Source organism: Sorangium sp. So ce145 (assembly GCF_051525985.1).
Lineage (GTDB): Bacteria > Myxococcota_A > Polyangia > Polyangiales > Polyangiaceae > Sorangium > Sorangium cellulosum_B.
In genome coordinates, this window is the sequence record NZ_CP150315.1 from 3,975,159 (window position 1) to 3,990,043 (window position 14,885).

The window sequence follows — 14,885 nt, forward strand, 5'->3', positions numbered from 1 at the left end:
TCACCGGATGGTCTCAACGGAGCCCACGCGCCACGCGAGCGGCGCTCTGCCGCCTGCGGAGCCGACCGGCCAATCATTTCCGTCCGACCGCGGCGACGCGGGGAGGCCCCGGCGCGGCGGGCTCGTGGGCACGCCGGTGTTCTGGGCCGCGATCCTCGCGCTGGTCGGGCTCGTGGCGCTCGTCGCCATCGGGGTCGCGGGGCGCGCGCTCCACGGCCGGGCCGCGGAGACGCCCGCGATCCGCATCCCTCTGCCCGCCTTCGAGCTCACGGATCAGCGGGGCGCGCGGTTCGGGCTGGAGCAGCTCCGGGGCCGCGTGTGGATCGCGGACTTCATCTTCACGACCTGCCCGACCGTCTGTCCCAAGCTCACGCAGCGCATGAGCGAGATCGAGCGCCGAGGGCGCGATCTCGGTGACGCGCTCCACCTCGTGACGTTCACCGTCGATCCAGAGAACGACACCCCGGCGGTGCTCGCGGCCTACGCGGCGTCGCAGCGGCTCCCGCTCGAGCGCTGGACGTTCCTGACAGGCCCCCTCGATCAGATTGAGTCGACGGTCCTCGACGGCTTCAAGATCGCCATGGGCAAGAAGGAGTCGAGCCCTGGCCTCTTCAGCATCTTCCACGGCGAGCGCCTCGTGCTTGTCGATCAGCAGGGCGTGATCCGCGGCTACTACGAGGCGAACGACGACGGGCTCGACGCGATCCTGCGCGACGCGGGCGCCCTCGTGAAGTCGAGGTGAGCCGCTCGGGCCCTCCTCACGCCTCGATGGAGAGCCGCTTGATCATCTTCTGAAGGCCGAACCTGGACAGGCCCAGCAGCTTGGCGGCCTGCGTCTGGTTCCCGCGCGTGCGCTCGAGCGCGTCGCGCACGAGCTCCGTCTCCAGCGCGTCGATCCTCGCTCGGACGTTGAGGCCGAGCTCGCGGGGCATCGCGTTGCCGCCGTGCGCGATCTCCGGTGAGAGGTGCTCCCGATCGATGGTCCCGTCGCAGAGCACGATCGCCCGCCGGATCTCGTTCTCCAGCTGGCGCACGTTGCCCGGCCACGCGCAGGCCGAGAGCCGCTCCATCGCCCCGCGCGTGACCCGGACCGGGCCGCGGCTGTGCTTCTCGACGAGGTGCTGGACGATGAGCGGCACGTCGGTCGCGCGCTCACGCAGCGGCGGCACCCGGATCGTGATGATGTTCAGCCTGTAGAGCAGATCCTCCCGGAATGCGCGGGCCCGCACGAGCGCCTCCAGATCCCGGTGGGTCGCGGCGATGACCCGCACGTCGACTTTGCGCGCGCGCTCCGAGCCGATCGGCCTCACGAGGCCGTCCTCGATGACCCGCAGCAGCTTCGTCTGCATCGCGAGGCTCATCTCGCCGATCTCGTCGAGGAACAGCGTGCCCCGATCGGCCACCTCGAAGAGCCCGGCGCGCGGGCGATCCGCGCCCGTGAACGCGCCGCGCACGTGCCCGAAGAGCGCCGACTCGAGGAGCCCTTCGGGGATCGCGCCGCAGTTCTCGCTCACGAACGCGTGCGCGGCGCGCGGGCCGTTGTGGTGGATGGCCCGCGCCACGAGCTCCTTGCCGCTGCCGGACTCGCCGCACACGAGCACCGGCACCTCGGAGGCGGTCACCCGATCGACGAGGCGCAGCATCGCGCGCAGCGGCTCGCTCTCGCCGATGATGGCGTCGTACCTGTAGCGCGTGTCGCGGCCGCCGCGCGCCCTGGCGAGCTCGAGCGCCGCGGCGTCGAGCTCCGCCTCGCGCCGCGCGAGCTCCTCGGCGAGGCGCGACGAGGCGCGCTCCGCGCGGCGCGCGGCGCGGCGCAGCTCGACCTGCGCGCGCGCGTCGGAGATCGCCAGCGCCGCGACCGACGCGATGGCGCGCGCCCACCGCAGCTCCTGCGCGCCGAACGCGCCGCGGCGCACGCGGTCGTCGAGGTAGACGACGCCGAGCGCCTCGCCGCGCGCCACGAGCGGGACGGCCAGCACGCTCCGCAGCTTCAGCGCGTGCACGCTGTGATGCACGCTCGGCAGCTCCCCCGCCGCGTCGACCGCGACCACCGGCTCGCGCGCCTCCAGGGCGCGGCGCGCGAGCGTCTCCGAGAGCGCGAGCTGCTCCGCGCCGAGGCGCGAGCGCGCCAGGTTGCGCGCGGCCCGCGGGACGAGGCGCCCGTTCGGGGCGCGCAGGAGCAGGAGCCCCCGCTCGACCCCCGTCCAGAGCACGAGCGCGTCGACGACCCGGTCGAGCAGCGGCGCGAGCCGCTCGCGCTCGCCGAGCGCGCCGACGAGGGCCTCCAGATCGCGCGCCTGCTCGGGCCGGAGCCCGCTCTCCGGCATCGCCCGCGCGCGGACGACCCACGGGAGCGACCGGACCGCGCCGGAGAGCGCCGACGCCCCTGGCGAGGCAGCGGAGGCGCCCGCCGAGCCAGCGCCCGCGGTGCGCCCGCAGAGCTCGCGCGCGGCGTCGGCGAGCGCCGCGAGCACCCGGTGCGCGACGTCCGTCTGCCCGGCCCTGACGGCCAGCGCGTGCGCCGCGGCCAGCGCCGGGCCGCGCGCCGCGATCGGGGCGCGGGCGCCCGCGAGCGCGGCGATCGCGGCGAGGACGCGGTCGCTGCGGCCGCGTGACGCCGACGCGCCCGACGCGCCCGCCGGGCCGCGCGGCGCGTCGTCCGCGGCGCTCGCGGCGCCGACGTCGTCGGCGGCGAGCGCGATCGCGGCGCGCGCTCCCCACCAGTCGAGCCGCGAGGCCGCCGCGGGCTCCGGGCCGTTCGCGAGCTCGTCGAGCTCCTCGACGCGGGCCCCATCGAGCTCGCCCGCGCCGTGGCGGAGGAGCCGCGCGGCCGCCCTGAGCGTGTCGTCCGCGGAGCCTCCGGCGAGGAGCGCCGCCGCGCGCGCCGCCGCCGCGCGCGGGTCGACGTGTGATCCGACGTCCGCGCCGACGACGCCGTCGCCCCGCGCCGCGACCACGTCGGCGATGGCCCAGAGCGCGTAGGCCTCCGCCTTCGCGTCGCCCGCGTCGCGGGCCCGCGCGATGGCGTCCTCGGCGGTCCGGCAGGTCTCGTGCACCAGGCCCGCGGTGGCGTAGGCGGCGGCGCAGGCGAGCAGCGCCCGGGCGCCCTGCGCCGGCCGGCCGAGGTGCTCCCAGAGCAGCGCCGCGCGGGTCGAGGTCGCGATCGCGCCGTCGAGATCGCCGAGATCCACCGCCGCCGCCGCCTCGCCGGTCCGGTAGGTCGCCTCCTCGACCACCGCGCCGGCGCGGACGGCGTAGTCGACCGCGGCGCTGAACGACGCGTGCGCGCGCTCCGGATCGCTCGCGTGCCACGCGTAGCCGCGCACGGCGGCCATCCGCGCCAGCTCCTCCACGGAGCTCGCGAGCGCCTCGCCGCGCGCCACCTCCGACAGCGCCCGCGCGGTGTCGCCGCGCAGCACGGCGAGCAGCGCGCGCACCTCGCAGAGCGGCGCCGTGACCGCGTCCCCGGCGAGCGCGTCGGCCGCCTCCAGCGCCCCCGCGTCGATCGCGACGCGCGCGAGCACCGCGCGCGCGCGCCCCTCCGGGTCCGCGCCGGCGTCGATCGCGGCGCGCGCGCGCTCCTCGGCCAGGGCGCGATCGCCGGCGCGCCGCAGCACCTCCGCCGCGAGCGCCGCGGCCTCCGTCGCGCCTCGAACGCACGAGCGCAGCATCAGGCTCCGCGCGCGCCCGGCGTCCCCGTGCAGCCGGAGCGCGTTGGCCGCCGCGACGACCAGGCTGGCCGGCGCGTCGTCGCGCTGCTCGATCGCCTCGAGCGCGAGCGGATCCGGCGGCACACGCGCGATCGCGAGCGCCAGCGCCGCGGCCTCCGCCGCGCCGATGGCCTGCGCCTCGGCGGCGCCCTCGGCCGCTCCTCGGTCCTCCGGCCCCGCGCTCGCCCGCCGCCGCGCGCCGCTCCCCGGGGTTCCCAGCACGGCCGCCTCGACGTCCGCGAACGTCCAGGCGCGCGGCGGGACCTGCCGCGCGAGCGCGACGAGCGCGTCCGCGAGCGCCCTCTCCGGCGCAGACGCGAGCGGCCCCATCGGCCACGCCGTCGCGCTCGTCCCCGCGAGCGCGGTGAGCCACCGAGCCACGCGGTCCGGCCCGAGCCGCCCCAGCCACGCCGCGTCGCTCTGCGGCGGACCCACGCGCGCCGCGCCGTCGCCCGCGCGGAGCGACGCGCCGGAGAGCGCGCGCACCCGCTCGACCACCGCGAACGCGTCCACGAGCCAGGGGGCGACATCGTCGCGCACCCCGAGCGCCGCCTCGAGCTCGTGTCGCCGCAGGCGCAGGTAGGCGGCCCGCACGCGGCGCGCGTCGCGGTCCTGTCGATCGCGCTCTGCGCCGGGCGCCCCCGCATCCCGGCCGGCGTGCCCCGCGGGGGGAGCGGCGGACGGGGGCCGCGCGCGCCGCCCGCCGGCGATAGCGGCGCGGGCCGACTCGGTGACCCACGCGGACGACGGGCGCGCCGCGGGCGAGGGCGAGAGGAGCGCCCGGCAAATCGCGTCGAGCGGCGGCCCGGCCGCGCTCTCCGCGGCCGCCGCGGCCCGCGCCGCTCCGATGGGATCGTCCGCGTCCGCCACGCCGGGGAAGGCGATCTCGGCGAGCAGCGTCCCCAGCGCGAGCAGATCCCTCGCCCGCGCGTCTCCGAGCTCGGCGTCCCCGCGCGCGATGTACCGCAGCGTCGCCCCGTCCACGGACGTCTCGTGGATCGAGCAGGCGAGCCCCAGGTCGATCACCGCGATCCGCCCCTCCGGCGTCAGGATCAGGTTCTCCGGCTTGAGATCTCCGTGCGCCAGGCCGATGCCGTGCAGGTCGGCGAGCGCCTCGCCCGCGTCGCGCGCGGCGGCGAGCGCGAGCGCCGCGCGCTCGCCAGGGGGCAGCCCGCGCAGGGCGTCGGCGACGGCCCTCCCTTCGATCCAGCGCATCGCGACGAACGCGCGCCCCTCCTCGCCGGGGGCGCCCTCGGCGCGCGCGGCGCGCGCGACGCCAGACGGCGCAGCGAGCCAGCCGACGTCGACGAGCTCCGGCAGCCGCGGCGAGAGCGCCAGCGCCGCGTGCAGCGCCTCGCGGCCGAGCACCCGCCGCACGGAGGCGCGCTGCGCCGCGGACGTTCCGCGCTCGCGCGGCTCGATCTTGAGCGCCACCACGCCGCCGCGCTCCTGATCGACGGCCCTCCAGACCTCGGCCGACCCGCCGGACCCCGCGACGTCCAGCAGCCGGAAGCGCTCTGCCAACCGAGGTGTCACGGTCGACGGCTCGCTCATCCCCAGAATGCTCCCGGTCGAGGAGCCACCTGTCAACCCGGTTACGGATCCGGCGGAGCGCCCCCCGCCGCGCCCGCCCCGTCTCCGCTGCCGCCTCCGCCGCCTGATCCCTCGCCGCAGATCGGCGCGCCGCCGTCTGGCAGATCGATATCGACGGCCCCCGCGTCGCTGCACGTGTCTTCCGGGCCCTTGCCGTAGTGGTCCGCCACGAAGCGCGCGAGCGACGTTTTGTCGAGGCACGTCGCGGTGTACGTCGCGCCCCAGGCCGCGGCCGCGACCGGGGTGTCCAGCGCGCTGTCGGGCGTCATCACGAGCCGCGCCTCCGGCCCTCCCGGCACCAGGAGGCACTTCGGATCGGAGGCGGCCTCGGCCCGCACCTCGTCGAGCACCGCCTTCACCTCTGCGCAGCCGGACGCGGCGCACCGGTACGCGAGGACGATCGCGCCGTGCTCGAGGTTGTGGACGTACATCTCGCGCGGGACCTCGGACTCGAAGCGCTTGTACTCGGCCCACAGGCCCCAGTGATCGCCGCCGCTCGGCGGGTTGGTCGCGTACTGGACAGGCGCGCACGTGGCCACGTGTTGCGCCGATGTAACGGGGATCCCCGTCTTGACGACGACCTTGCACTCGGCCTCGCCCGGGAGCGGCGGCGCGTCCGGAAAGCTCGTGACGGTCTCGGGTTGTTGCGGCGCGGGCGCGGCGTCGCCCTCGTCGATCGGGGGCGAGCTCGTGCCACACCCGCTCAGAGGAACGGCGAGCCCGGCGACCATCGTGGCAGCGACACACATCTGCGCGAAACCGCAGTGTTTCATGGTCGAAGCCTACCATGTCCGACGCGCGACGCGCGTTGCCCTGGCACGTCGGCTCTGGTGTACTTGGGTCCCCTAGCGTGGCGAAGCAAGAGAACGATCACCGGCAGACGCTCGTCACCTGCACCGCGATCGCCCCGCCGGTGCCGCCGGTGGCGCCGGGCACCGCGTGCCTGGTGGTGATCTACGGCACCGAGCTCGGGCGCCGCATCGCGCTAGGGACCGGGGCGATCGAGTGTGGGCGCGCGATACAGACCGATATCCCGCTCGACGACGACGCGGTGAGCCGGCGTCATGCGCGCATCTCCTGGACGGGGATGAGCTACGTTGTCCGCGATCTCGGCTCGACCAATGGCACCTACGTGAACGACGTCTCCGTCGATGAGCGCGCCCTCAAGGACGGTGACCAGGTGAAGATCGGCCGGACGATCTTCAAGTTCATCCAGGGTGGGAACGTCGAGCTCTCGTATCACGAGGAGATCTACCGGCTGATGACCTTCGACGGTCTGACGCAGGTCCACAACAAGCGCTCCTTCGAGGTCGCGCTGGAGCGCGAGGTATCGCGGGCTTGTCGCTACCATCGCCACCTCGCGCTCATCATGTTCGACATCGATCACTTCAAGAACATCAACGACACCCGCGGGCACCTCACGGGCGACGCCGTGCTCCGCCAGATGGCCGCGCTCGCCGCTGCGAACGTCCGCCGCGACGACATCCTCGCGCGCGTCGGCGGGGAGGAGTTCGCCCTGCTCGTGCCGGAGATCGCCGTCGACAGCGCCCGCCTGGTGGCCGAGAAGCTGCGCGCGCTCGTGGAACGCACGCCGTTCCGCTTCGAGGACGGCGAGGTCGCCGTCACCGCGAGCTTCGGGGTCGCCGGCGTCACGCCGGACGCGCCGGTCTCGCCGATGGAGCTCTACCGCCGCGCCGACGAGCGGCTCTATCATGCGAAGAAGGCCGGGCGGAATCGCGTGATGTGACGCCGCGCAAGCGCCGTCAGGGCGAGGCAGCCGGGGCGGAGCAGTCTCGCGGCGCGGCGCCGTTGAGGATCCACGCGGACAGGATGTCCATGCCGTCCACGTAGGGCGTTGTGTTCTGATCGTCCGGCTCCTGGGGGTGGAACCAGAAGATCGGGTTTGATGGCGGGGGCGGCATCGGCATCCCCACCACGAACGCCGCCTGCAGCCGCTCGTTCTCCTGGCGGAGCTTCTCCGCCGCATCGGCGGGCAAGGAGGGATCGACCGCGCTCTGCCCGATGAGGATCTTGTAGAGCAGGTAGCTGTTCCCCGGGTTTCCCGGGTCGATGAGCGGCATCGCCCTGCCGAAGCGCTCCGGGGATGCCTCCCCCACGTGCGCCTTCTCGCCCATCTGGGTCTGGTGCGCGGTGCGCCCGATCGCGGTCTTGAACAGCGGATCGAGCTGGTTGAACGCCGTGCCCAGGTTCAGGTCCAGCCCTGCGGCGGCGCTCGCGCCGTTGTGGCACCCGAAGCAGCCGTAGAAGAGGTAGTACGCGGCGCCCCTCACGCAGGCGACGCACGTCGGATCCGCGGGAGCGTCGCCCTGGCAAGCTGCCGTGGCCGTGACGCACTCGAGGTCTCGCTGGCAGAAGAAGTCGCCGCTCGGCGGGCGCTCCGGCATCGCCTGAGGCGGGTTCGTCGCCGCGACGGAGAACTCGATGCGCGTGTTGCCGCCGAGGGGCGCGCCGTCGAACGCGCGGACGCCGGACGAAGCAGCCTCGTCCGCCGGCTTGAAGACCGTCAGCGCATACCGGGTCCCGGGAACCAGGCCCGGCATGCCCTCGATCTGGCGGAAGATGACCTCCCGCTGGACAGGGTTGTACGTGGGCGCCAGGGCGATCGGATTGACGCAGTCCGCGTAGGTCTGGACCGTGGCCAGATCGCCCGAGACGCACACGGATTCGGCGCCGACCGTGGCGCTCACCGAGCTCGGCAGCAGGTAGCGATCGAACTTCAGCACGAAGCTCGCGGTCGACAGGACCTCGGTCGTGCCGGCGGGATCGAGCGCGGTGCGGACGGGCTGGTAGTTCTGGTCCAGGCTGGTCGTGGCGCGCGCCTCGATCAGCTGGACAGGAGGGGCGTCGATCGGCTGGAGCGTGGCCTCCCCCACGTCGCAGCCGGCCGTCGCGAGGGCCGCCTGCAGGCAGAGGGGGAGGGGGGCGAGGCGCGTCGCGCGAGCCAGCGTGCTCAGCTCTCGGAGTAGAGCGAGAGCTGCTCGCGGACGACCTTCTCGTTCACCCCGGACTGGATGTGCTCCTTGAGACAGTCGGCCAGCGTGATCAGCATGTCGTCTACCCCTTTCTCCTCGATGAGCTTCGACAAAAGTTGGCGTGCCTCCCGTCCGTCGTCCTCGCGGAGGAAGCCCCGCACTGTCTCCAGCGTGATTTCCCCCTGGAAATCGAGATAGAGGTTGTCGATCAGGTACTTGATCAGCTCCTTCACGCCCGTTCTCCTTGGCGTTCGCGGCGATCGTTAGGGAAGCCGCGCGCACTTCGCTATACCCGTCGCCGGAAGGCCAGGGCAAGGAATATACTGACGGATTTTGACTTTTCATTGGCACCGCTGCACGAACCTGTCGCTCGACTGATGGCACACCAGGCACGGACGCGGGTTCCGGGAGAACGCCGTCTTGCACTTGCTCTCGAACCCGAGCGGGTGCGGGTTCAGCCCTTGCCCGCCTGACGCCCCGCGCGTCGCGTGGCAGGTCGCGCAGTCCCGCTCGGTGTGGCAGGAAACGCACGCATTCAGGTTTCGCTCTGCTTCCCAGGCGTGGTGCTTCGCGCTGCGCGGCGCCGTGGTCCACTCCGCCGGCGGGGGATGGAAGCGGCGCCCCGCGGGCCGCGCTGCGCTCGGCGCCTCGCGCGCCACGCCCGTCCGCCGGTGACAGTCCGCACAGAACGTCTGCTCCTGATGGCAGCTCACGCAGCGAGGATTGTCCTGCCGGGCCGCTTGCGGGTGCATCGAGAGGAAGTCGTTCGGGTGGACATTGCGCGGACGGATCTTCCCGTCGTGGCAGTCGGTGCAGTAGTTCGCGCTGTGGCATGACCCGCAGAAGGCGCTGTCGTTCGCGGCGATCTGCTTGTGCCGCTCGAGCCAGTCGGGCGTGTGCCCCGCGCTGTGCAGCCACGCGGGCGGCAGCAGATCGCCCGTGGCGAACGCGGTCACGAGCCGCCCGTCGGGGCGCGTCAGGTGGCAGACGTCGCAGTCGCTCTTCGCCTCACCCTGCGCCGCGCCGCTCATGTTGTGGCACGTGAAGCAACCGGCCATGCGCGGCAGCTGATCTCGGGTAGCGAGCTCGATCTGGTCGACGCGGCCGTGGCACTGGCTGCACTTGATGTTCCGGCTCACGTGCTTCGCGTGAGGGAAGCGGAGGTTCGCGTGCGGCAGCACGAGCGGCGCCACCTTTCCGTCGCTGCCAGCGTTCTCCCCGATATGGCAATACGCACACTGTCCGTTCTCGTTCGTCCCCGCCTTCACCTGGGTGAGGTCGGAGTGATCGACATCATGACAGTTGTCGCACGTCTCGCTCGGCTTCGGCAGCAGCCGGTCCGTCACCGCGCCGCTCGTGTAGGCCGCGCCGTGGCACGATTTGCACGTCTGCTTGAGCCCTTTGACGTGCTTCTTGTGGTTGAAGCGGATCGTCAGCGTCTGCGGGGGGTAGATCTCGTCGCTCGGGACCGGGGTCGCGCTCGTCCCAGGCGGCATCCACGCCAGCGGCACCTCCGCGTCGTCGGGCATCGGGTGGAGGCCCGACGTGTACCCGCCGCGCGCCGCCTTGGCGGGCGCCTCTCCCTCGGCGTCGCCTTCCTCCGCGTCATCCTCTGCCGCCTCGGCGCCGTCGTCTCCCGCTGCCGCCGGCGGCTTCGGCTGGGCAGCCGCCTCGGGGCCCACGATCGCGAGCGCCAGCGCGCCCAGGCACGCGACGATCGCGACCCACCCAGGGACGAACCTCGCCTCGTCTCGCCGGGCGCGGCGGCGTCCGTCCTGTCTTGCGTCCATGCGATCCTCGCTCACGGCGCCACCCGCAGGTTCACGAGGCCGACGATCCGGAAGCGCTGGCCCACAAGCCGGTTCATGTCGTGCTCCCACTCGATCTTGAAATCCGCGGCCTCGCCCGGCCGATACCCGGCCCCGAGGACATATCCGAACGACGTCGCGCCCCGGTCCGGCCTGAGCGGATCCTCCCAGTCGTAGAGCGACATCCGCGCTCCGAGCGCGTAGCGCTGCCCGCTCAGACGCTTCTCTCCCGAGAGATCGGCCCCCGTCCGCCTCCCGCGCTCCCCCGCCTGCAGCATCCCGCGGAGCTCGACCGACGTCGTGCGGGTGCGGTAGCGGCCCGCGAGGTTCGCGAGCACGTCGGTCGAGATCGTCGTGGCGCGGTTCTTCTCGTCGCGCGCGTAGTCGCGGAGATCGCCGTCATTCGGATCGAGCGACGTCGCGCCGACGCAGCCCGGTCGCCTCACCGCCTCGCACTGGCCAGCGCCGAACTCCTCCGGGTTGCCTTCGGCGATCCACATCCGCGTGCCGCCCCAGGCCGCGACATCGATCTCGCGGGTGATGTCCACCGCCGCCCGTCCGGTGATCGTGGTGATCGGATCGTGGGTGAACCAGTTCCAGATCGAGTCAGCGTCGAACGTCGGAACGAAGTAGTCGACGTCCGCCCCAAGCGTGACGCGGCTCCCGGCGTACACCTCCAGGCCGCCGTAGAACGAGCCGACGAGCTGGTTGTAGAAGTCGTAGGTCACTCCGCCCTTGATGCCACCGAGATCCGGCTTGTTGATGTTGGCGGCATACCCGAGGCGATCCTGCGAGATGCGCGACTCATCGGACGTCCGGACGCCTCCGTCCGGATCCGGGAACTGCTGGGTGACAGAGGTTCCCAGGTTGTAAACGCGGCGGTAGGTCAGGCGACCGTGGATGTAGTTCGGGCCGGCGCTCTCGAGCGCGACGCCGAACGCCGGCGCCAGATCGGCCTCCTGATACGACGGGAAATCCGCTGCGCTCCCGGGCTGCGTCCGGTCGTCGCCGAAACCCCGGTGGCTGCCGCGCCAGATCCCCTGCCGCTCGAAGCGCGATGTGGAGAGCGGCAGGCCGCCGCGCTGCTCGAGCCCGCCGTACGCCTCGAGTTGAACGTAGTACGGCGTCGTCAGCCGGACGAGCGCGCCGTCGAACGACCACCACCCGAGCACGTCGCTCACGTACTGGCGGCCGACCCGGAAGCCGAGCCACCCGCTGGCGACGTTCCGCCCTTCGACGTACGCGTACATCAGATCGAGGGGCGCCTCGCGCAGCCCCGGGATGTAGCGCGAGCCGCCATCGATGCTGTAGTCGGTCTCGCCGCCCCGCTGCGCGCCGTCGAGGTGGCCATTCATCCCGAAGTCCGCGTCGAGCCGGAGCCGCACGGTCGCCGAGTAGTCGGCCTCGCCTGGGGCGGAGTCGCCCTGGAGGTTGTAGACGGCGAGCCCCAGCGTCTGAAGGAGCCGCCGCCGCTCGATGTTCGTGTCGCCCCACGGGCCCGCGACCTCGTAGGCCTGGACGCCGGTCGTCGACTCGACCTCGAAGTCGGCTGCGGCCGCGGTGCGCGCGGCGAGCGCGCAAGGCAGCAGGCACGCCGCGGCCAGCGCGCGTGACAGGGGGAGGCGACCGAGGGGGACGCGACGGGCGCTCTCCACGAGCGTGCCTGGGCGCGCGTCGCTGGAGCGCCGGGGACGAGGTCGTGACGGAAGCTCCGCCATCCATGAGCGGTGCTCAATCACGGACTGCGCTCGCTTTCGTCTTGTGCGGGCCGGTCTGCGCGGCTTCGCTCTCAGCTGCCGCCGAGGGCTGAACAAGCATGGCGTGGAGTTTCGTCCACGTGCGGTGATGCTGTCAACCCGATCGCAGGACGAACGGACTTGTCACGATGCGCGCCGGGTCAGCTGTATCCAGCGCCCTTCCGGAGCTTGCCGTCCGAGCCCACGCTGAAGCCGTTCGAGTCCTGGAGCGCCTGGCTCGCGCTGCTCCGCAGCTCGGCCGGCACCGTCCAGCCCCGGGTCATCAGCCCCTCGGCGACCTTGTTCTTCACCCGGACCGACTCCTCGGCCGCGAGCATCTTCACCAGCGCTGGCACGCTCGCCTCATCCTCCTGGGAAAAGATGGTCTGCACGGCGTGGAAACGGACCGTCTCGTTGACATCGTCGAGGAACCGCTCGACCGCCACCCGCACGTCGTCGCCCTTGATGTCGCCCAGCGCCATGATGAGCTGCTGCTTCGGCTCGACGTTGCGCGCATACTCCGTGTCGAAGCGGTCGAGCAGCTGGACGAGCTCGGTCCGGTACCCGGTGTCGTCGAGCAGCGCCCGCAGGATCTTGAGCGGCCAGGTGAGCGCCTCGGCCTTGATGCAGAAGTCGACGACGGCCGGCACCGCGTCCTTGCCTGCATCGACGATCCCCCGGAACGCCAGATCCTTCTCCTCTTGATCCGTGATGGAGGGGTCGATCGAGAACGTGAAGCGCCTGAGGAGCGCCGCCGCCGCATCCGCGCTCTTCATCGCGGCGAGCGACTGGATGGCGTCGAGGCGGTCGTACGTCTGAGCGCGCTTGTCCGCGACGACCTTCGCAGGCCCAGCCACCTTCTTGTCGGAGGGGGCGCCCCCGGCAGGGGGGTTGCTTTTGCGGAGAAAATCGAAAATACCCAACGCTGACCTCTGGTGGCTGTCCCCGCCGCCCGGTCCGAGCTACCCGGCGATCGTCGCCCGATCTATAGCGGGGCGCATCTTCGTGCGCTACGGGCTCATCCGCGTCGTTCGGCTCGCTGCGGCGTGCTCTCGTACGCCTCACGCGCCTGCCTAGCGGCTGAGCCCGTATCACAGGAACCTGCACCCCGCTAGAGTGGCTCCCTGCAGAGGGCCTCCCCGCCCGAGCTACCCCGGGCGGACCGGCTCGGTCACCGCGAGCCGGCGCAGCCGTCTACTCCGTCGTCTTGATGCCGGTGGGGAACTGAATGCTCAGGCTCACGGTGACCATGCTCGTGAAGTGGAACTCGCGGTCCTTGTCGTCCACCTTGCGGTCAGGGAACGCCTCGTCCGTTCCGAGCCCGTGGTTGTCGAAGCCCGAAGTATTCCATGCGAACGGCAGGGCGCGCCACTCCGCGCCGAAGCCGATGAAGTCCGACGGGTAGAAGTTCCAGCCGAGGCCGAACGTCGGCGCGAAGGCCATGCGGCTCTCGAGCCCGAAGGTGTCCGCGCAGGAGTTCTGGGTGGTCGTGCCGCACTCCTTGCGTTCCTTCACGCCGATCGCCGCGGCTCCCGCGAAGAAGCTCACGTCGGTGTCAACGAAGAGCTCGGCGAACAGCGCCAGCTTCCCGCGGAAGGGAACGACCGTCACCTGGGGCGCTGCGACCCACTGGATCTGTCCGAGCTGATCCTTCGTCAGATCGCCCTTGGTCAGGTTGACCCTGGTCAGCTGGCACGCCGTCGTGAACGGCTGGGTGTCGCAGTTACGCCCGTCGATCGCGACGCGCTGGAGCTCGTCCGTCAACCCGGTGTTGTACTGAAACCCGTACCCGCCCCAGGCGCCGAAGCCGAGCCAGTCCGTGAAGTGGTAGGTGAGCCGCAGGCCCGGCATGATCGTCCGCCGGTACTCGTCCAGCAGCGTGAACGATGCGCCTGGAGCCACCTCGAACCGCCCGTCACGGTGGAGCCGGAGCTTCCGCACGGCCGGCGCGCCGGCCAGAGGGCCCGTGAGCTGGATCTCCTGCGCCTCCGCGGGCGCAGCCGTCATCAGAAGTGCACAGCCGGTAAGCCCTGCCACCACGGTGCAGAGGCTCTGGACGAATCGACGCATCATGCCTGTCCCCGTCTTTGGCTGAATCATCCTATGTCTCGCGCTCGGCGTCTGCGCGTCCCCGCGTCCAAAGTCCTCACTTCGGCAGCCGGTATTCCCAGGAGAACGGCAGGAAGACCGACAGCCCGACCTGCGCCTGTACGTTGTTGGTGAAGCTCTTCCCCTCGGCGAGCCAGGTGCTCTTGTCCTGAGGGTTGTTCGTGTCGACGCTGGGGTTCTCGAGCTCGTCGAAGAAGATGTAGTCGCTGACCTCGAACATCGCCGCAAACCAGCGGTTGAAGAAGATGCGGAGGCCACCGCCGACGTGGAACGAGAGCTTCGGCTTCCAGTCGAAGGTGCGGTTGTCGGGATCGACGACGGCCATGGGCCTCGTCGAGATCGCGCCGACACCGCCCAGCACGAAGAAGTCGTAGTGGAAGATGAAGTCGCTGAACCCGGCGAATTTGCCGTACGCGGGGACGTACGTGAAGTTCGCATTCGCGTTCCACTGATACTCGGTGATCGGCTCGCCGATACGCGCCGCCCTGCTCGTCTGGAAGTTGAAGTCCGACGGCGTGTTGAGGCCACCGTACCAGTTGCCGTTGACCCCGATCGCGAGGACGTTGGTGAGGTACCAGTTGACAGCGAGCCCCGGCCCGTTGTGGCCGACGAACTGATCGTTCATCGTCAGCCCGAAGTACGGGTTCACCTCGAAGCGGTGGTAGCGCAGCGCGTAGATCTGCTGCACCGCGTAGGTCTCGTTCTTGAGATCCTTCGCGGCCTCCTTCTCCAAATTGATCGTGGGACACGCCGTCGGGTCGATAGCACAGATGTCCCCAAGCCCCGTCGTCTCGCCGCCCTCGGCAGGGGCCGCGGGTGCCTCCACCGGCTCCGTGCCTTCGGCAGGAGTCTCTGGCTCGTCGAGGTTGATTTCCTTGGGTTGCCCTTTTGGCTGAGCTGATGCCGTAAGCGGCATCGCGACCAGCGCAGCCGCAA

11 protein-coding genes are annotated in these 14,885 nt (G+C 71.8%); 2 read left to right on the forward strand and 9 right to left on the reverse strand.

Translation table 11 applies throughout. The annotated features are described in order from the left end of the window. Positions 1-7 precede the first annotated feature (7 nt). Positions 8-742, forward strand: coding sequence for an SCO family protein (locus tag WMF34_RS15145; protein WP_012235530.1), 735 nt, complete (start codon positions 8-10; stop codon positions 740-742). A gap of 16 nt (positions 743-758) precedes the next feature. On the opposite strand, the gene WMF34_RS15150 is transcribed toward WMF34_RS15145, so the two are convergent. Then, the gene (locus WMF34_RS15150; RefSeq protein WP_437993723.1) at positions 759-5,264 is read right to left on the reverse strand and encodes a sigma 54-interacting transcriptional regulator; all 4,506 of its coding nucleotides are present in this window, start codon (positions 5,262-5,264) and stop codon (positions 759-761) included. A 41-nt stretch (positions 5,265-5,305) separates the two neighbouring features. Beyond that, positions 5,306-6,076: a DUF3105 domain-containing protein gene (locus tag WMF34_RS15155; RefSeq protein WP_437993724.1), complete on the reverse strand. Its 771-nt coding sequence runs from the start codon at positions 6,074-6,076 to the stop codon at positions 5,306-5,308. A 77-nt stretch (positions 6,077-6,153) separates the two neighbouring features. Here WMF34_RS15155 and WMF34_RS15160 point away from each other — a divergent pair, with 77 nt between their 5' ends. Further along, positions 6,154-7,050, forward strand: a complete 897-nt coding sequence (locus WMF34_RS15160) for a GGDEF domain-containing protein (protein WP_012235533.1) — start codon at positions 6,154-6,156, stop codon at positions 7,048-7,050. Between the two features lie 16 nt (positions 7,051-7,066). Here the strand turns inward: WMF34_RS15160 and WMF34_RS15165 are convergent, their stop codons facing one another. The 7 genes from WMF34_RS15165 to WMF34_RS15195 all read right to left on the reverse strand — a co-directional run bounded on the left by WMF34_RS15165 (position 7,067) and on the right by WMF34_RS15195 (position 14,775). Next, a complete protein-coding gene (locus WMF34_RS15165) occupies positions 7,067-8,197 on the reverse strand; it encodes a hypothetical protein (RefSeq protein WP_437993725.1) in 1,131 nt (376 codons plus the stop codon). 77 nt (positions 8,198-8,274) lie between these two features. After that, positions 8,275-8,529: a hypothetical protein gene (locus WMF34_RS15170; protein WP_044964942.1), complete on the reverse strand. Its 255-nt coding sequence runs from the start codon at positions 8,527-8,529 to the stop codon at positions 8,275-8,277. Positions 8,530-8,637: 108 nt separating this feature from the next. After that, positions 8,638-10,086 carry a cytochrome c3 family protein gene (locus WMF34_RS15175; RefSeq protein WP_012235534.1) on the reverse strand — a complete coding sequence of 483 codons (1,449 nt, stop codon included), beginning with the start codon at positions 10,084-10,086 and terminating at the stop codon, positions 8,638-8,640. A gap of 11 nt (positions 10,087-10,097) precedes the next feature. Beyond that, on the reverse strand, positions 10,098-11,759 hold the full coding sequence (locus WMF34_RS15180) for a hypothetical protein (RefSeq protein WP_437993726.1): 1,662 nt from the start codon (positions 11,757-11,759) through the stop codon (positions 10,098-10,100). A gap of 242 nt (positions 11,760-12,001) precedes the next feature. After that, on the reverse strand, positions 12,002-12,697 hold the full coding sequence (locus WMF34_RS15185) for a HEAT repeat domain-containing protein (RefSeq protein ID WP_044964943.1): 696 nt from the start codon (positions 12,695-12,697) through the stop codon (positions 12,002-12,004). Between the two features lie 337 nt (positions 12,698-13,034). Beyond that, positions 13,035-13,913 carry a hypothetical protein gene (locus WMF34_RS15190; protein WP_012235537.1) on the reverse strand — a complete coding sequence of 293 codons (879 nt, stop codon included), beginning with the start codon at positions 13,911-13,913 and terminating at the stop codon, positions 13,035-13,037. Between the two features lie 73 nt (positions 13,914-13,986). Beyond that, entirely contained in the window at positions 13,987-14,775 is a 789-nt protein-coding gene (locus WMF34_RS15195) for an outer membrane beta-barrel domain-containing protein (protein WP_231864847.1), read from the reverse strand. Between the last annotated feature and the right edge of the window lie 110 nt (positions 14,776-14,885).

Excerpts from the sequence above, each read along its gene's own strand:
- WMF34_RS15145 (WP_012235530.1), top strand. The coding sequence starts at position 8 with ATGGTCTCAACGGAGCCCACGCGCCACGCGAGCGGCGCTCTGCCGCCT.
- WMF34_RS15175 (WP_012235534.1), bottom strand. The coding sequence starts at position 10,086 with ATGGACGCAAGACAGGACGGACGCCGCCGCGCCCGGCGAGACGAGGCG.
- WMF34_RS15150 (WP_437993723.1), bottom strand. The coding sequence starts at position 5,264 with ATGAGCGAGCCGTCGACCGTGACACCTCGGTTGGCAGAGCGCTTCCGG.
- WMF34_RS15155 (WP_437993724.1), bottom strand. The coding sequence starts at position 6,076 with ATGAAACACTGCGGTTTCGCGCAGATGTGTGTCGCTGCCACGATGGTC.
- WMF34_RS15190 (WP_012235537.1), bottom strand. The coding sequence starts at position 13,913 with ATGATGCGTCGATTCGTCCAGAGCCTCTGCACCGTGGTGGCAGGGCTT.